Genomic DNA, 16,235 nt, shown 5'->3' on the forward strand with positions numbered 1-16,235 from the left:
ACCCGAACCATGGCCGACGCCCCGTCGTCCGAGAACGCCGCGACCTCCGAGGAGTCGTACGCGGAGACCACCCCGCTGCGACACACCGGGGCGACCGAGGACGCGCCACCGAAGGCGAAGCCGGCGCAGGGCGCGCAGGGGGCCCGGAAGAGGAAGGGCCGAGCCGAGGGCCAGTGGGCGCTGGGCTACCGCGAGCCGCTGAACAAGAACGAGCAGTCCAAGAAGGACGACCACCCGCTGAACGTGCGGGCGCGCATCGAGAACATCTACGCCCACGGCGGCTTCGACTCGATCGACCCGGCCGACCTGCGCGGGCGCTTCCGGTGGATGGGGCTCTACACCCAGCGGGCCGAGGGCTTCCCCGGCACCGACACCGGGCACGTCGAGGAGGAGGAGCTCGACGCCCGGCACTTCATGATGCGCATCCGGGTCGACGGCGGCGGGCTGACCACCGAGCAGCTGCGGGTCATCGGCGAGATCAGCCAGACGTTCGCCCGCGACACCGCCGACGTCACCGACCGCGAGAACATCCAGCTGCACTGGATCCGCGTCGAGGACGTCCCCGAGATCTGGCGCCGCCTCGAGGCCGTGGACCTCTACACCACCGAGGCCTGCGGCGACTGCCCGCGCGTGGTTCTGGGCTCGCCGGTCGCCGGCATCAGCAAGGACGAGGTCATCGACGGCACCCCGGCGGTCGACGAGATCGTCGCGCGGTTCATCGGCGACCGCTCGCTGGCCAACCTCCCCCGCAAGTTCAAGACCGCGATCTCCGGGCAGCAGGACGTCGCGCACGAGGTCAACGACGTCAGCTTCGTCGGGGTCGTCCACCCCGAGCACGGCCCGGGCTTCGACCTCCACGTCGGCGGCGGACTGTCGACCAACCCGAAGCTCGCGGTGCGCCTGGGCGCCTGGGTGCCGCTCGACGAGGTCGCCGACGTGTGGCACGCCGTCACCTCGGTCTTCCGCGACTACGGCTACCGGCGGCTGCGCACCCGGGCGCGCCTCAAGTTCCTCATCGCCGACTGGGGCCCCGAGAAGTTCCGGCAGGTGATGGAGGACGAGTACCTGCACCGCACGCTGATCGACGGTCCCGCGCCCGAGGAGATCGCCGGCACCATCGACCACATCGGCGTGCACGACCAGGTCGACGGCAACCACTACGTCGGCGTCGCCCCGCCCGCGGGGCGCACCAGCGGCTCGACGCTCGTCGGCGTCGCCAAGGCCGCGGAGGAGGCCGGCTCCGGGCGGGTGCGGCTCACCCCGTACCAGAAGATCCTCGTGCTGGACGTGCCGAGCGACACGCTCGACGCGCTCACCACCACGCTCGACCACCTCGGCCTGCCCGCCCGCCCGACGCCGTGGCGGCGCGCGACGATGGCGTGCACCGGCCTCGAGTTCTGCAAGCTCGCCTTCGTCGACACCAAGAACCGCGCCGGCGAGCTGGTCGAGGAGCTCGACCGGCGCCTCGCGGACGTCCAGGACGCCCTCGAGCACCCGGTGTCGATCCACCTCAACGGCTGCCCGAACTCCTGCGCGCGGGTCCAGGTCGCCGACATCGGCCTCAAAGGCCAGATCGTCAACGACGCCGAGGGCAACCCGGCGGCGGGCTTCCAGGTGCACCTCGGCGGCGGGCTCGGCCTCGACGCCGGCTTCGGGCGCAAGCTGCGCGGCCACAAGGTGCTCTCCGCCGAGCTCGGCGACTACGTCGAGCGGGTCGTGCGCCACTACGCCGAGCAGCACGAGCCGGGCGAGCGCTTCGCCCAGTGGGTCGTCCGCGCGGAAGAAGCGCAGCTCTCATGAGCGGGAGCCGATCGCTGCCGTTGCAGTACTGCCCCTACTGCGGCGAGCAGGACCTGCGGCCCGGGAGGAACCCGACGGGGCCTGGGAGTGCGCCGACTGCCGCAGCACCTTCGTCGTCACACCCGTCCCTCAGGAGGCACGGCGATGACCAGCACGGAAGCCCGCGAGGACCTGCGCGCCGCCGCGCTCGCGGCCGGCGAGAGGTTCGCGGCACGGGAACAGGACACCGATCACGAGGAGCTGACCCACGAGATCCTCGCGTGGGCCGCGGAGACGTACGGCGCGGACCTCATCGTCGCGTCGAACATGCAGGACGCCGTGCTCGTCGAGCTCGGCGCGGCCGCCCGTCCCGGCGTCGACGTGCTGTTCCTCGAGACCGGCTACCACTTCGCCGAGACCCTCGGCACGCGCGACGCCGTCGCCCAGGTCTACGGCGTGCGGATCGTGCAGGCCGAGCCGGAGCTCACCGTCGGGGAGCAGGACGAGCAGTTCGGGAAGGACCTCTTCGCGAGCGACCCCGGCGCGTGCTGCGGGATGCGCAAGGTCGAGCCGCTGAAGAAGACCCTGGCGAACTACGACGCGTGGGTCACGGGCGTGCGCCGCGTCGAGGCCCCGACGCGCGCGACCACCCCGCTGGTCACCTGGGACGAGCGCCACGGCCTGGTGAAGGTCAACCCGATCGCCCACTGGACCGACGAGCAGATGGACGCCTACATCCGCGACCACGCGATCCTGGTCAACCCGCTGGTCGGCGAGGGCTACCCCTCGATCGGCTGCGCGCCGTGCACCGCCAAGCCGGCCCCGGGCGCCGACCCGCGCAGCGGGCGCTGGGCCGGGTTCACGAAGACCGAGTGCGGGCTGCACGGATGACCGCCGCCGCCATCCCGACGACGGGCACCGACCAGCTCGACGCCCTCGAGTCCGAGGCGATCCACGTCATGCGCGAGGTCGCCGGCGAGTTCGACCGCCCGGTGATCCTCTTCTCCGGCGGCAAGGACTCGATGCTGCTGGTGCACCTGGCGAGGAAGGCGTTCTGGCCGGCGCCGATCCCGTTCCCGGTGCTGCACGTCGACACCGGGCACAACTTCGACGAGGTCATCGACTTCCGCGACGCCGTCGTCGCGCGCTACGGGCTCGAGCTCGAGGTCGCCCGCGTGCAGGACTACATCGACGACGGCCGGCTGGCCGAGCGCCCCGACGGCACCCGCAACCCGCTGCAGACCACGCCGCTACTCGACGCCATCGCCGAGCACCGCCACGACGCCGTCTTCGGCGGCGGGCGCCGCGACGAGGAGCGCGCCCGGGCCAAGGAGCGCGTGTTCAGCCTGCGCACCGCGTTCGGGCAGTGGGAGCCGTCGCGCCAGCGCCCCGAGCTGTGGAACCTCTACAACGGGCGCCACAAGCCCGGCGAGCACGTGCGCGTGTTCCCGCTGTCGAACTGGACCGAGCTCGACGTGTGGCGCTACATCGCCCGCGAGGGCGTCGAGCTCCCGTCGATCTACTACGCGCACGAGCGCGAGGTGTTCGCCCGCGACGGCATGTGGCTCACCAGCGGGCCGTGGGGCGGGCCGGGCGACGGCGAGGAGGTCCGGACGCTGTCCGTGCGCTACCGCACGGTCGGCGACGGCTCCTGCACCGGCGCCGTCGCGTCCACCGCGACGACGCTCGACGAGGTGCTCGACGAGGTGCGCGAGAGCCGCCTGACCGAGCGCGGCGCCACGCGGGCCGACGACCGCCTCTCGGAGGCCGCCATGGAGGACCGCAAGCGAGAGGGCTATTTCTAGACATGACCGATCTGCTCCGTCTCGCCACCGCCGGTTCCGTCGACGACGGCAAGTCCACGCTGGTCGGGCGCCTGCTCTACGACACGAAGTCGGTGCTCGCCGACCAGATGGAGGCCGTCGAGCGCGCCACGCAGGGGGGCGGTGACCCCGACCTCTCGCTGCTCGTCGACGGGCTGCGCTCCGAGCGCGAGCAGGGCATCACGATCGACGTCGCCTACCGCTACTTCGCGACGCCCACCCGGTCGTTCGTCCTGGCCGACACGCCCGGCCACGTGCAGTACACCCGGAACACGGTCACCGGCGCGTCGACAGCGTCGCTGGGCGTCCTGCTCGTCGACGCGCGCCACGGCATCGTCGAGCAGACCCGCCGCCACGTCGCGGTGATGGGTCTGCTGCGCGTCCCGCGCCTGGTGCTCGCGGTGAACAAGATGGACCTCGTCGACTTCGACGAGAACACCTACTGGCGCATCGCCAAGGAGTTCGTCGGGCTCACCGAGGCCCTCGGGTACGCCGAGTCCGACGTCGTCGCGATCCCGCTGTCGGCGAAGAAGGGCGACAACGTCGTCCTGTCCTCGCGGAACACTCCCTGGTACGAGGGCCCGACGCTGCTCGAGCACCTGGAGACCGTGCCGGTCGAGGGCGCCGACCACACCGCGCCGTTCCGCTTCCCCGTGCAGTACGTCGTGCGCCCGCGCACCGAGGACCACCCCGACTACCGCGGCTACGCCGGGCTCGTCGCGGCGGGCACGGTGCGCGTCGGCGACGAGGTCGAGGTCCTGCCCGACGGCCAGCGCACCCGCGTCGAGGGGATCGACACCTTCGACGGTGAGCGCGACGCCGCCCACGACGGCCAGAGCGTCGTGCTGCGCCTGGCCGACGACCTGGGGATCGCCCGCGGCGCGCTCCTCGCCGCGCCGGGCTCGCCGGAGCCCGTGACGGAGTTCGACGCGACGCTTGCGTGGCTGCACGAGAAGCCGCTGCGCCCGGGGGCGCGCCTGCTGCTCAAGCACGGCACGCGCACCGTGCAGGCGATCGTCGGCGCCGTGACCCACAAGCTCGACACCGACACGCTCACCGTCGACGAGGACCCCGGCGAGCTCGGGATCAACGACATGGGCCAGGTGTCGCTGACGGTCTCCGAGCCGCTGCCGCTCGACCCCTACGACGAGATCGCCGCCACCGGGTCGTTCCTGCTGATCGACCCGCAGGCCGGCGACACGCTCGGCGCGGGCCTCGTGGGGCGCCCGCTCGTGGCGCGCCCGCTGCAGGCGCTCGAGGGCTGACCCGGGCGCGAGGGACGCCCCCGCTGCGTGCGACGCAGCGAGGGCGTCCCCCGCGCCGCGTCACGCGACCTCGGTGAGCTTCCCGGTCGCGACGTCGAGCACGAACCCGCGCACCGAGCCCTTGTTCTTGACGAACGGGCTGTCGGTGATGCGCTTGATCGAGTCGCGGACGTCGGCCTCGAGGTCTCCGAAGGCGTTGGCCGACCACGACGGGCGCTCGCCGGCCTCCTTCTCGAGAATCTCGGCGAACTGCTCGTCGGTGAAGGTCACCATGCCGCAGTCGGTGTGGTGAATCAGCACGATCTCCTCGGTGCCGAGCAGGTGCTGGCTGATCGCGAGGGAGCGGATCGTGTCGTCGGTGACGACGCCGCCGGCGTTGCGGATGACGTGCGAGTCGCCCTCGTGCAGGCCGAGCGCGCCGTAGGGGTTCACGCGGGCGTCCATGCAGGCGACGACAGCGGTCTTGCGCGCGGGCGGCAGGGGCAGCTCGCCGGGGAAGCTCGCGACGTAGCTCTCGTTGTTCTTCAGGTACTCGTCGGTGACGGACACGCGGGATCTCCAGGGTTGGTCGAGAGGGTGGGCACGACGATCCGGCCGCGCGAACGGATCAGGGCGCGTGACCACGGCCCGGGACGCTCACGCGGCCCGGCGACACCACTGGTCGAACTCCACGACGCGCTGGCTCGGCCAGAACGGCTCGAGGGCGCGGAGACGGATGCGGACATCTCACCGCAGGCATCGGTGCGCTGGCAACGAGGCACGGGTGAGGAAGCTCCGATCCGGTCGCGCCGCGCCGGGGTAGCCGGGGACGATCGCGCCGAGCACCGCAGGAGGTCCGCATGGTCGAGTTCATCGGGATGATCGGGACGCAGCACGTGTCGGAGATCCACCCGGCGTCCGGCCCGACGATCGACCCCGATTTCGTCCGCCGCTTCGTCCGCGCCCACGACGAGGGCGGCTTCGACAGGGTGCTGGTCGGCGCCAGCGCCTCGACCGCCGACGGGCTGCAGGTCGCGGCGTTCGGCGCGGCGCACTCCGAGCAGCTCGGCTTCCTCGTGGCCCACCGCCCGGGCTTCATGGCCCCGACGATGGCCGCGCGGGCCTTCGCCACGCTCGACCGGTTCTCCGGCGGGCGCGTGGCCCTGCACACGATCTCGGGCGGCAGCGACGCCGACCAGGCCCGTGACGGCGACCACCTCGACAAGGAGGGCCGCTACCGGCGCACCGACGAGTACCTCTACGTCGTGACGCGCACCTGGACCGCCACCGAGCCCTTCGACCACCACGGCGAGTTCTACGACGTCCGCGACGTGTACGCGAGCGCGCGCCCGGTGCAGCAGCCGCGCATCCCGGTGTACTTCGGCGGCTCCTCCGCGGACGCGTACCGGGTGGGCGGGAAGCACGCCGACGTGTTCGCGCTGTGGGGCGAGCCGCTGGCCGAGACCGCCGAGCAGATCGCGTCGGTGCACGAGGCCGCCCGCGCCGCCGGCCGCACGACCATGCCCCGCATCAGCGTGTCCTTCCGCCCGATCCTCGGGGCCACCGAGGACCAGGCGTGGGAGCGTGCCCACGCGATCCTCGAGCAGATCACCGAGGCGGGCGGCGGCGCCGGCTCGTTCACCGGGCGGATGGCCCACCGCCGCGGGCACCAGCCGCCGACGAACATCGGCTCCCAGCGCCTGCTCGCCGCGGCCGAACGCGGCGAGCTGCACGACCGCTGCCTGTGGACGCCGACCGCCGCGGCGACCAGCGCCGCCGGGAACTCGACGGCGCTGGTCGGCACCCCGGAGACGGTCGCCGCGGCACTCGTGGACTACCACGCCATCGGCGTCACGACGTTCCTCATCCGCGGCTACGACCCCCTCGACGACGCCGTCGCCTACGGCCGCGACCTGCTCCCGCGGGTGCACGCCGAGGTGGCCCGCCGGACACCGGTAGGGACGAGCGCATGAGCCCTCCCGACGCGACGGCCCTGCTCACGGACATCGCCGCGGGGGCGGCCGAGCGCGAGCGCCGCGACGAGAGCCCGTTCGACCAGGTCGCGGCCGTCGCGAAGGCCGGTCTCGGCGCGCTGTCGCTGCCCGTGGACGAGGGCGGGGCGGGCGCGTCGGTGCGCGAGCTGCTCGCGTTCGTGATCGACCTCGCCGAGTCGGACCCGATCGTCGCCCACGTCCTGCGCACCCACTACAGCCAGGTGCTGGGCTTCCTGCGCCTGCCCGATCCCGCCGCGCGACACCGGTGGCTCGACGAGGTGCGCGCCGGAAAGGTGTTCGGCAACGCGATCTCGGAGACCGGTCCGTCCGCGGCCGGGGGCCACGAGTTCGACACGCGTCTCGACGAGGCCGACGGCCGGCTCGTGCTGAACGGCACGAAGTACTACAGCACCGGCACCCTCTACGCGGACTGGATCGCGGTCGCCGCCCGCGCGGAGGGCGACCGGGTGGCGACGGTGATGGTGCCCGCCGACCGTGCGGGCGTGGCCGTCGTCGACGACTGGGACGGCATGGGCCAGAGCCGCACCGGCACCGGGACGACGTCGTTCACCGACGTCGCGGTCGAGCCCGCCGACGTCCTCGCGGTGCGGCCACGGCTCCAGGCGCGCCCGCCCGGCGACGTCGCGTTCCTGCAGCTCTACCTGCACGCGCTGGTCGCCGGGATCCTGCGGTCCGTGGTCACCGACGCCGCCGAGGTCGTCCGGACCCGCGGCCGCACCTTCGAGCACGCCGCGGCACCGCGTGCCGTCGACGACCCGATCCTGCAGTCGACCGTCGGCTCGCTGGCCGCCACGGCGTGGGTCGCCGAGTCGGCGGTGCTCGCGGCGGCGGACGCGATCGACGCCGTCCGCGCGGACCCGAGCGACGAGAACCTGCGGGCGGCGACGCTCGCCCACACGTCGGTGAAGGTGCACCTCGACCGCGTGGCGCTCGACGCGGCGACCGCGCTGTTCGACGTCGGCGGCGCGTCCGCGTCCAGCCGCGCACGGAACCTCGACCGGCACTGGCGCAACCTGCGCACGATCACGCTGCACAACCCGGCGGCCTACAAGGCGAGTGCCCTCGGCCGCCGCCTCGTCACCGGCGAGGCGCTCCCCGTCAACGGCTACTTCTGAGGTGCGGCTCCGCCTCACCTGGCGCTGAGCTTCGCCACGGTGAGCAGGACGACCGCGTCCTCCACGGCCTCGAGGCGGTGCCGGGCGTCGGGGACCACGAGCAGGTCGCCGCGGCGCCCGTCCCAGGAGTCCTTGTCCGACACGAGCCGGACCCGCCCGTGCAGCACGACGAGGCTCGCCTCGCCGGGGTTCTCGTGCTCGCCGAGCTCGCTCCCGCCGGTCAGGGCGATCACCGTCTGCCGCATGACGTTGGCGTGCCCGCCCACGACCGTGTGGGCGGCGCGGCCCGCCGAACTGGTCCGCGCGGCCGCGAGCTGCTGGCGGGACATGGCGTCGAGGGAGAGCTTCAGCATGGTCGGCCCCGTCCGTGCGGTGTGGTGGACGACCATGGTCACCGGTCGGGCCACGGCGCGGACACCGCCGAACGCCCCTGCGCCTAGGGTGGGAGCGGGAGTCGATCACACCGTTGGAGGCACCGTGCCCGACCCGATCGATCTGCTCGACGGACTCCGCACGACCCCGGCCCGGCGCTACCTCGCGGAGACACCGATCCCGGACGACGTCCTGTGGGATCTCCTCGACACCGCGATCCGCGGCCCGTCCGGCGGCAACCGCCAGACCTGGGGCTGGCTCGTCGTGACCGATCCGGCGGTGAAGGAACGGATCGCCGAGCACTACCGCCGGGGCTGGGAGCAGGTCTACGGGGTGCGCCGCGAGGAGCTGCTCGACCCGGCCCGCGACGGCGCCGCGGACGGCCTGAGCCCGGCGTCCTTCCGCGCCGCCGACCACCTCGCCTACCACCTGGCCGAGGCGCCCGTCTTCGTCGTGCCGGTGCTGCGCCACGGCGCCGACTCGACCGACAAGCGGCTCGGCGGGTCCATCTACGGTGCCGTGCAGCAACTGCTGCTCGCGGCGCGGGCGTACGGCATCGGCGGCGTGCTGACCTCGCTCCACCTCATCAGCGGTGAGCGGGAGATCGACACGCTGCTCGGGCTGCCCGACGACGCGGCGACCATGGGGCTGGTGCCACTGGGGTATCCGGTGCGCGGGCGCTGGTCGACGCCGCGCCGCCAGCCCGTCGACCAGGTCGTGCACTGGGAGCGGTGGGGCGGGACGCGCCCGCGTCCGTGACGAGGCCGGCCGGCAACGACCTCGGTACCCCGGCCACCGCCGCGGGTCGCTTCACACGCCGCCGAGGCTCCGTCGACGTCCCCCGGGACGCTTCGAGAATCCGGGTGCGGCTCCGCCGCACGTGAGCAGAACGGCGTGCTGGAGCACGCGAGGGTGGTCACAGGCGGCGCAGCCGCACGGGGCGGAATGGCGGTGAGGACGGGGCGGTTGTTCCCGAGGTGGCAGCCGCAGCGACGGGACCGCTCGACGAGCCGGTCCGCGCTTCCCTCCTGGGCCCGCACGCGCACCTCGCGCAGGGGCGCGGGGACGCGCTGCGCTACGAGCCCGACGTCGCCCCGTTCCTCGCCGAGCCGCGCTGCGCCGCCGAGTGGGACGACGTCGCCGCACTGGTCGGGCCCGGCGGGACCACCGTCGTCCCCGCCTTCGGCGAGCTGACGCCGGTCGGGCTCGCGTGGGGTCGCGTCCTCCCCGGGGTCCAGATGATCGGCGACGCGGTGACCGGCCGCCCCGATCCCGAGCTGGTCCGGCTCGGCGACGACGACGTCCCGGCAATGCGCGACCTGGTGGCGCGCACGAAGCCCGGCCCGTTCGGCCCGCGCACCCACGAGATGGGCACCTACCTCGGCGTCGTCGACGACGGGGCCCTCGTGGCCATGGCTGGTGAGCGCCTGCGCCCGCCCGGGTACACCGAGATCAGCGCGGTCTGCACCGACGCCGCGTACCGCGGCCGGGGGCTCGCGGGCCGGCTCATGCTCGCGGTGGCCGCCGGCATCCGGGAGCGCGGCGAGGTCCCCATGCTGCACGCCGCGGCCGACAACACGAACGCCATCCGGCTCTACGAGCAGCTCGGGTTCCGGCTGCGCGCCCGGCCCGACTTCGTGGCCCTGACGGTCCCGAGCGACGTCCCGGCCGGAACGCCCGCCTGACGACAGGAGGATCATGACCACCGCACCGACCCCCGGGCTCCACCTGGCGGTGGCCCTGGACGGCACCGGATGGCACCCCGCCTCCTGGCGCGAGCCCGGCGCCCGCGCCGACGAGCTGTTCACCGGGGGCTTCTGGGTCGACCAGGTCCGCGAGGCCGAGGCCGGGCTGCTCGACCTCGTGACGTTCGAGGACTCCTTCGCGATCGACTCGGACCGCCCCGACCGCGTCCAGGGACGCCTCGACGCCCAGCTCATCGCGCTGCGCGTCGGCCCGGTCACCAGCCACATCGGCCTCGTGCCCACGGTCGTCACGACGCACACCGAGCCGTTCCACGTCTCCACCGAGATCGCGACGCTCGACTTCGCGACGGAGGGCCGCGCCGGGGTGCGGGTCAAGGTCTCCTCGAAGCCCGACGAGTACGCGCTCTTCGGCCGCCGCGAGTACGGCACCGAGGACCGCGAGAGCCTGTTCGACGAGGCCGCGGACCACATCGAGGTCCAGCGCCGGCTGTGGGACTCGTGGGAGGACGACGCCGAGATCCGGGACGCCGCGACGGGCCGGTTCGTCGACCGCGAGAAGCTCCACTACATCGACTTCTCCGGGGCGCACTTCTCGGTGCGCGGCCCGTCGATCACCCCCCGGCCGCCGCAGGGCCAGCCCGTCGTCACCGCGCTCGCCCACGTCGACGTCGCCTACCGGCTCGCCGCCCGCGGCACCGACCTCGTCTTCGTCACGCCCGGCGGTGTCGGCCGCGACGGCCCGACCGGCGACGCCGGGGCGATCCTGCGCCAGGTGCGCGCCGAGGAGGCGGCGGTCGGCCGCGAGGGCGACCCGCTGCATGTCCTCGGCGATCTGCTGGTCGTGCTCGACGACAGCGCCGACGCCGCCCGCGCGCGCCTCGCCCGCCTCGACGAGACCGACGGCGGCGAGCTGCGCAGCGACGCCCGCATCCTCACCGGCACCGTCGCCGACGTCGCCGACGTCCTCGAGTCCTGGCACGGCGCCGGCCTCGCGGGCGCCCGTCTGCGCCCGGCGGTCACGTCGACCGACCTGCCGCGCATCACCCGCGAGCTCGTCCCGGAGCTCCGGCGCCGCGGCCTGTTCCGCACCGCCTACGGGGCCCACACGCTGCGGGGCCACTTCGGCCTCGCGCGCCCCGCCGACCGCTACGCCCGCGCCTGAGGAGGACACCGTGCCGAAGCAGATCCACCTCGCCGCCCACTTCCCCGGCGTCAACAACACGACCGTCTGGAGCGACCCGGCGTCGGGCAGCCACATCGAGTTCGAGTCCTTCCGCCGCTTCGCACAGGCCGCGGAACGGGGCAAGTTCGACTTCCTCTTCCTCGCCGAGGGCCTGCGCCTGCGCGAGCAGGGCGGGGAGATCTACGACCTCGACGTCATGGGCCGCCCGGACAACGTGGCGATCCTGCAGGCGCTCGCCGCCGTCACCGAGCGGATCGGGCTGGCCGGCACGGTCAACTCGACGTTCAACGAGCCGCTCGACGTCGCCCGGAAGCTCGCCACGCTCGACCACCTCTCCGCCGGGCGCGCCGCCTGGAACGTCGTGACGAGCTGGGACGAGTTCACCGGCGAGAACTTCCGCCGCGGCGGCTACCTGCCCAAGGACAAGCGCTACCTAAGGGCCCAGGAGATGCTCGCGACCGCGCAGGCGCTCTGGGACTCGTGGGCGCCGGGCGAGGTCGTCGCCGACGCCGCGTCCGGGCGGTTCGTGCGCGACACGGACGCCGGCCGGTTCGCGATCCGCTCCGACCAGTTCGACATCTCCGGGCGCTTCCCGGTGCCGCGCAGCCCGCAGGGCCGACCGGTGATCATCCAGGCCGGCGACTCCGAGGAGGGCCGCGAGTTCGCCGCCGCGAGCGCGGACGCGATCTTCACCCGGCACGCCGAGCTGGATGCCGGGAAGGAGTTCTACGCCGACGTCAAGGCGCGCCTGGCGAAGTTCGGCCGCCGACCCGAGGACCTCAAGATCCTGCCGGCAGCGACCTTCGTGCTCGGGGACACCGAGGAGGAGGCGGCGGAGAACGCCCGGCAGGTGCAGTACCAGCAGGTCGGCCCGCAGACGGCGATCGCCTTCGCCGAGCAGGTGTGGAACCGCGACCTCTCGGACGTCGACCCCGACGGGCCGGTGCCGTCGTTCGACCCGAAGACCGAGGACGACGTCGACTCCGGCGCGCACATCTCCAAGGGCCGCGCGAGCGTGCGGATGTACCGGGACCCGGTCGCGACCGCGAACGAGTGGCGCGAGCTCGGCGAGCGGGAGGGCCTCTCGCTGCGCGAGGTCGTCATCCGCAAGAACGGGCGGCACACCTTCGTCGGCACCCCGCAGCGTGTCGCGGACACCATCGACGAGTTCGTGCAGTCCGACGCCAGCGACGGCTTCGTCCTCGTCCCGCACATCACGCCCGGCGGGATGGACCCGTTCGTCGACCGGGTCGTCCCGCTGCTGCAGGAGAAGGGCTCGTTCCGCGCCGACTACGAGGGCACGACCCTGCGCGAGCACCTCGGTCTGCAGCCCTCCCCCACCACCGTGGCCGCGGTGAGTGTCGAGGCGTGAGCGCACCGTCGATGTGAGCGGAATTCACGGTCCTGACCGTGAATTCCGCTCACGTACTCGGGCTACGTTGAGACCCGTGCACGTCACCACCGTCATCGTCGGCGCAGGTCACTCGGGCCTCGCGATGAGCAGGCGGCTGACCGAGCGCTCCATCGACCACGTCGTGCTGGAGCGCGGCGAGGTGGCCAACTCCTGGCGCACCGAGCGCTGGGACTCGCTGCGGCTGCTGACGCCCACGTGGCACGTCACGCTCCCCGGCGCGACCCCGTCCGACGGGGATCCCGACGGCTTCCTCACGGTGCCCGAGCTGGTGGCGTTCCTCGACGGCTACGCCGCGACCGTCGACGCCCCGGTGCACACCGGCACCACGGTGACCCGGGTGGCGGCGACCGACACGGGGTACGAGGTCACCACCGATCGCGGCGCCTGGACCTGCGACACCGTCGTGCTGGCCAGCGGCGGCAGCAACGTCGCCGCCGTGCCCGCCGCCGCCGAGGGCGTGCCCGACGACGTGACGTCGATCAGCACCGCGACCTACCGCTCCCCCGACGACGTCGGAGACGGCGGCGTCCTCGTGGTCGGCGCCTCGGCCAGCGGCGTGCAGCTCGCCGACGAGCTCGCCCGCAGCGGGCGCGCGGTGACGGTCGCCGCCGGCGAGCACGTCCGCATGCCGCGGACCTACCGCGGCCGTGACGCCTTCTGGTGGATGGAGCAGGCCGGCGTCCTCGACGAGCGCTACGACGAGGTCGACGACGTCATCCGGGCGCGGCACACGCCGTCGCCCCAGCTCATCGGCACCCCGGCCCACAGCGACATCGACCTCCGCACCCTGCAGGCGCGCGGCGTGCGGGTGGTCGGCAAGCTCGGGCGGCTGCGCGACGGCGTCGCCCAGTTCTCCGGCGGGCTGGCCAACACGGTCCGGCTCGCCGACCTCAAGCAGAACCGCCTGCTCGAGCGCTTCGACGCCTGGGCCGCCGAGGAGGGGCCCGGCGACCTCGACGGGCCGTCGCGACCGGAGCCGACGCCCGTCGACGCGTCACCCCGTCTCGAGATCGACCTGGCTCGCGAGGGCATCCGGACCGTGCTGTGGGCTACCGGCTACCGCGCCGACCGCTCCTGGCTCGCGCTCCCGGTGCTCGACCACAAGGGTCGCCTGCAGCACGACGGGGGTGTGGTGACGAAGGCGCCGGGCGTCTACGTGCTCGGCACGAGCCTGCTGCGCCGCCGGCGCTCGACGTACATCGGCGGCGCGGACCAGGACACCGCCGAGCTGGCCGCCCACCTCGAGGGCCACCTCGCGGGCCGTGTCCGCGCCGCCGGATGACGAGGGCGGGCCTCAGCCCACGCTGACGTTGACATTCGTCGGGTTGGACAGGGCGTCGAACACCGCGGAACGCTTCTGCGACTGGGCGACGAGCGCGGCGATGTCCTCCTCGCTGGCGTCGGCGTCGATGTCGAAGTGGACGTTGACGTCGTTGAAGCCGTTGCGGACCTCGGGGTCGCCGCCGAGGATGCCGAGCACGTTGTGGTTGCCCTCCACGGTCGCCTTGACCGAGCGCAGCTGGATGCCCCGGTTCTGCGCGACGGCGGCGACGCCCGCGGTCAGGCAGCCGGCGAGGCCGGCGAGCACCGTCTCCACAGGTGTGGGTGCGCGGTCCTCGGACGCGAAGACCTCCGGATGGTCGCCCTCGAGGACGTACGCCTGCTTGTGCTGCTGCGCGGCACCCAGGCCCGAGAAGTGCTCGATGGTCTGCTTCGAGTAGGTGCCGTCCTCCCACTCCGAGGTCACCTTCCACACGAACTCGGCGGCCTGGGGCGCTTCCTTCAGCGCGTCGCGGGCCTGCAGCAGGGCCTCGGTGTTGACGTTGTTGTTGACGGTCGGGGTCGCGGTCATCGCGTGCTCCAGGAGTGCTCGTTGGTCGTTGTGTCGGTCGGTACCGATCACGGTCCGATCCCCCGCCGGACGACGACGGCACGTCGCAGGGATGGCGCCAGGGCCGGGCGGGTGCGCGCTCAGCGGCCGGGTCGACAGCCCATGCCGGCGGTGCGGCACAGGTCGACGTGCCACCGCCTCACCAGCATCGTGTGACCGCGCACACAGCCGTTCCTAGCGGAACCGTCGTCGCAGGCCAAGGGCTTGCGGGTCACGCTGGGCGGTTCGGGTGGCTGCCGTCACCGAGGGCCTCGGATCACTCACGGAGGGGCGACCGCGACCCTCCCGGATGCCACGATCACGGCCGTGACCCGCCCGGACAAGGAACGCCCCGAGTCGCTCGGGTTCGCGACGCAGGCCGTGCACGCCGGCAACGCCGTCGACGCCGGCAGCGGGGCGATCCGGACGCCGATCGTGATGGCGAACTCGTACGCGCTGCCCGAGGACCCGGAGAACCTCTCGTGGTCGGGGTTCGACGTCCCGCTCTACACCCGCAACACCGGGGCCAACCAGCGCGCGCTGCAGGACAAGCTCGCGCTGCTCGAGCAGGGCGAGGACGCCGTCGTGCTCGCGACCGGGGTCGCGGCGCTGCACGCCGTGTTCTTCACGTTCCTGCGGACCGGCGACCACGCGGTGATCTCCGACGTCACCTACGAGGCCTCCTACCGGCTCTTCGCCGAGATCCTGCCCCGGCGCTACGGGGTGGAGGCCACGTTCGTCGACACCAGCGACCCGGAGGCCGTGCGCGCGGCGATGCGCCCGACCACGAAGCTGGTGCACACCGAGGTGATCGCGAACCCGACCACGCGGGTCTGCGACATCGCCGCGGTCGCGGAGGTCGCGCACGCCGGCGGGGCCCTGCTGTCGGTCGATTCGACCTTCACGCCGCCCCCGCTCTACCGCCCGCTGACCGCCGGCGCGGACCTCGTCGTGCACTCGCTGACGAAGGTCATCAACGGGCACGGCGACGCGATGGGCGGGGTCGTCGTGGGCTCCCGGGAGCACCTGGACGCGATCCGCGCCGAGGCGATGGTCGACGTCGGCGGCGTCGTGTCCCCGTTCAACGCCTGGCTGATCTCCCGTGGCGCGATCACGCTGCCGCTGCGCCTGCGCCAGCACGTCGGCTCGGCGCAGCGGGTCGCGGAGTTCCTCGCCGCCCACCCGGCGGTGGCCTACGTGACGTACCCGGGACTGCCCGGGCACCCCCAGCACGACCTCGCGCAGCGGCAGTTCGGCGGCCGCGGGAACGGCTGGATGATGGCCTTCGCGCTCGACGGCGACGCCGCGCTGCAGAACCGCTTCGTCGCCGACCTGCGCGTCATCACCTCGGCGGTCTCGCTCGGCCACGACGAGAGCCTCATCGTGCACGTGGGGCCGACCGGCGCCCGCGCCGCGCACTGGCCCGAGGAGTTCCGCCGCTACGGGCACCTGCGCTTCTCGGTGGGCCTCGAGGACACCGACGACCTCATCGCCGACCTCGACGCCGCGCTCACCACGGTCCGTGCGTGATCGTGTCCGCTGCGCACTTTTCCGGTTGCGCGCGATCGGGTAGGAACGGGGTCGTGAGCCTCCTGGTCCGGCGTTTGCACGTCGACCTCTGCCGGCTCGCGACGACCACGTGTGGCCGCGGCTGATCGCCCCGCCTCACCCGTCGCCCGTTCCGGCGCGCCGCCGCGCGCCCGGGCACCCCGTT

16 protein-coding genes are annotated in these 16,235 nt (G+C 73.3%); 12 read left to right on the plus strand and 4 right to left on the minus strand.

The window, feature by feature from the left end:
* The first annotated feature begins 9 nt into the window (after positions 1 to 9).
* The 4 genes from QSK03_RS16675 (at position 10) to QSK03_RS16690 (ending at position 4,867) form a co-directional block, all read left to right on the plus strand.
* Entirely contained in the window at positions 10 to 1,800 is a 1,791-nt protein-coding gene (locus tag QSK03_RS16675) for a nitrite/sulfite reductase (protein WP_285654095.1), read from the plus strand.
* 144 nt (positions 1,801 to 1,944) lie between these two features.
* Complete coding sequence (locus tag QSK03_RS16680; protein WP_285654098.1) at positions 1,945 to 2,670, plus strand: phosphoadenylyl-sulfate reductase; 726 nt, start codon at positions 1,945 to 1,947, stop codon at positions 2,668 to 2,670.
* Positions 2,667 to 3,584 carry a sulfate adenylyltransferase subunit CysD gene (cysD, locus tag QSK03_RS16685; protein WP_285654100.1) on the plus strand — a complete coding sequence of 306 codons (918 nt, stop codon included), beginning with the start codon at positions 2,667 to 2,669 and terminating at the stop codon, positions 3,582 to 3,584. The genes QSK03_RS16680 and cysD overlap by 4 nt, the downstream gene beginning before the upstream one ends.
* 2 nt (positions 3,585 to 3,586) lie before the next feature.
* Complete coding sequence (locus QSK03_RS16690; protein ID WP_285654102.1) at positions 3,587 to 4,867, plus strand: sulfate adenylyltransferase subunit 1; 1,281 nt, start codon at positions 3,587 to 3,589, stop codon at positions 4,865 to 4,867.
* Positions 4,868 to 4,927: 60 nt separating this feature from the next.
* Here QSK03_RS16690 and QSK03_RS16695 read toward each other — a convergent pair whose 3' ends face one another.
* Positions 4,928 to 5,416 carry a beta-class carbonic anhydrase gene (locus QSK03_RS16695; RefSeq protein ID WP_285654104.1) on the minus strand — a complete coding sequence of 163 codons (489 nt, stop codon included), beginning with the start codon at positions 5,414 to 5,416 and terminating at the stop codon, positions 4,928 to 4,930.
* A 290-nt stretch (positions 5,417 to 5,706) separates the two neighbouring features.
* Here QSK03_RS16695 and QSK03_RS16700 point away from each other — a divergent pair, with 290 nt between their 5' ends.
* Together QSK03_RS16700 and QSK03_RS16705 are read left to right on the plus strand one after the other, a co-directional pair.
* Entirely contained in the window at positions 5,707 to 6,819 is a 1,113-nt protein-coding gene (locus QSK03_RS16700; protein ID WP_285654106.1) for an LLM class flavin-dependent oxidoreductase, read from the plus strand.
* Positions 6,816 to 7,976, plus strand: a complete 1,161-nt coding sequence (locus QSK03_RS16705; RefSeq protein ID WP_285654108.1) for an acyl-CoA dehydrogenase family protein — start codon at positions 6,816 to 6,818, stop codon at positions 7,974 to 7,976. Before QSK03_RS16700 ends, QSK03_RS16705 begins: the two co-directional genes overlap by 4 nt.
* Positions 7,977 to 7,990: 14 nt before the next feature.
* Here QSK03_RS16705 and QSK03_RS16710 read toward each other — a convergent pair whose 3' ends face one another.
* Complete coding sequence (locus tag QSK03_RS16710) at positions 7,991 to 8,383, minus strand: cupin domain-containing protein (RefSeq protein WP_285654110.1); 393 nt, start codon at positions 8,381 to 8,383, stop codon at positions 7,991 to 7,993.
* A 70-nt stretch (positions 8,384 to 8,453) separates the two neighbouring features.
* Here QSK03_RS16710 and QSK03_RS16715 point away from each other — a divergent pair, with 70 nt between their 5' ends.
* The 5 genes from QSK03_RS16715 (at position 8,454) to QSK03_RS16735 (ending at position 13,933) form a co-directional block, all read left to right on the plus strand.
* A complete protein-coding gene (locus QSK03_RS16715) occupies positions 8,454 to 9,107 on the plus strand; it encodes a nitroreductase family protein (RefSeq protein ID WP_285654112.1) in 654 nt (217 codons plus the stop codon).
* A 218-nt stretch (positions 9,108 to 9,325) separates the two neighbouring features.
* Positions 9,326 to 10,033, plus strand: a complete 708-nt coding sequence (locus QSK03_RS16720; RefSeq protein ID WP_285654114.1) for a GNAT family N-acetyltransferase — start codon at positions 9,326 to 9,328, stop codon at positions 10,031 to 10,033.
* A 13-nt stretch (positions 10,034 to 10,046) separates the two neighbouring features.
* Entirely contained in the window at positions 10,047 to 11,216 is a 1,170-nt protein-coding gene (locus tag QSK03_RS16725; protein WP_285654117.1) for an LLM class flavin-dependent oxidoreductase, read from the plus strand.
* Positions 11,217 to 11,226: 10 nt separating this feature from the next.
* Positions 11,227 to 12,609 (plus strand): NtaA/DmoA family FMN-dependent monooxygenase, encoded by a 1,383-nt coding sequence (locus QSK03_RS16730; RefSeq protein ID WP_285654119.1) that lies wholly within the window; start codon positions 11,227 to 11,229, stop codon positions 12,607 to 12,609.
* Between the two features lie 76 nt (positions 12,610 to 12,685).
* A complete protein-coding gene (locus tag QSK03_RS16735) occupies positions 12,686 to 13,933 on the plus strand; it encodes an NAD(P)-binding domain-containing protein (protein WP_285654121.1) in 1,248 nt (415 codons plus the stop codon).
* Between the two features lie 12 nt (positions 13,934 to 13,945).
* On the opposite strand, the gene QSK03_RS16740 is transcribed toward QSK03_RS16735, so the two are convergent.
* Together QSK03_RS16740 and QSK03_RS33160 are read right to left on the minus strand one after the other, a co-directional pair.
* Positions 13,946 to 14,503, minus strand: coding sequence for an OsmC family protein (locus QSK03_RS16740; protein ID WP_285654123.1), 558 nt, complete (start codon positions 14,501 to 14,503; stop codon positions 13,946 to 13,948).
* Positions 14,504 to 14,622: 119 nt separating this feature from the next.
* Positions 14,623 to 14,757: a putative leader peptide gene (locus QSK03_RS33160; protein ID WP_352232007.1), complete on the minus strand. Its 135-nt coding sequence runs from the start codon at positions 14,755 to 14,757 to the stop codon at positions 14,623 to 14,625.
* 91 nt (positions 14,758 to 14,848) lie between these two features.
* On the opposite strand from QSK03_RS33160, the gene QSK03_RS16745 reads away from it, so the two are divergent.
* Positions 14,849 to 16,051 (plus strand): trans-sulfuration enzyme family protein, encoded by a 1,203-nt coding sequence (locus tag QSK03_RS16745; RefSeq protein WP_285654125.1) that lies wholly within the window; start codon positions 14,849 to 14,851, stop codon positions 16,049 to 16,051.
* Positions 16,052 to 16,235: the final 184 nt, after the last annotated feature.

Origin of the sequence: Actinomycetospora sp. NBRC 106375 (assembly GCF_030269665.1) — a bacterium.
In the GTDB taxonomy this organism is placed as follows: domain Bacteria; phylum Actinomycetota; class Actinomycetes; order Mycobacteriales; family Pseudonocardiaceae; genus Actinomycetospora.

Bases quoted from the DNA above. Each gene is read 5' to 3' on its own strand.
- QSK03_RS16740 (WP_285654123.1), bottom strand. From the start codon at position 14,503: ATGACCGCGACCCCGACCGTCAACAACAACGTCAACACCGAGGCCCTG.
- QSK03_RS16680 (WP_285654098.1), top strand. From the start codon at position 1,945: ATGACCAGCACGGAAGCCCGCGAGGACCTGCGCGCCGCCGCGCTCGCG.
- QSK03_RS16705 (WP_285654108.1), top strand. From the start codon at position 6,816: ATGAGCCCTCCCGACGCGACGGCCCTGCTCACGGACATCGCCGCGGGG.
- QSK03_RS16700 (WP_285654106.1), top strand. From the start codon at position 5,707: ATGGTCGAGTTCATCGGGATGATCGGGACGCAGCACGTGTCGGAGATC.
- cysD (WP_285654100.1), top strand. From the start codon at position 2,667: ATGACCGCCGCCGCCATCCCGACGACGGGCACCGACCAGCTCGACGCC.
- QSK03_RS16690 (WP_285654102.1), top strand. From the start codon at position 3,587: ATGACCGATCTGCTCCGTCTCGCCACCGCCGGTTCCGTCGACGACGGC.
- QSK03_RS16675 (WP_285654095.1), top strand. From the start codon at position 10: ATGGCCGACGCCCCGTCGTCCGAGAACGCCGCGACCTCCGAGGAGTCG.
- QSK03_RS16725 (WP_285654117.1), top strand. From the start codon at position 10,047: ATGACCACCGCACCGACCCCCGGGCTCCACCTGGCGGTGGCCCTGGAC.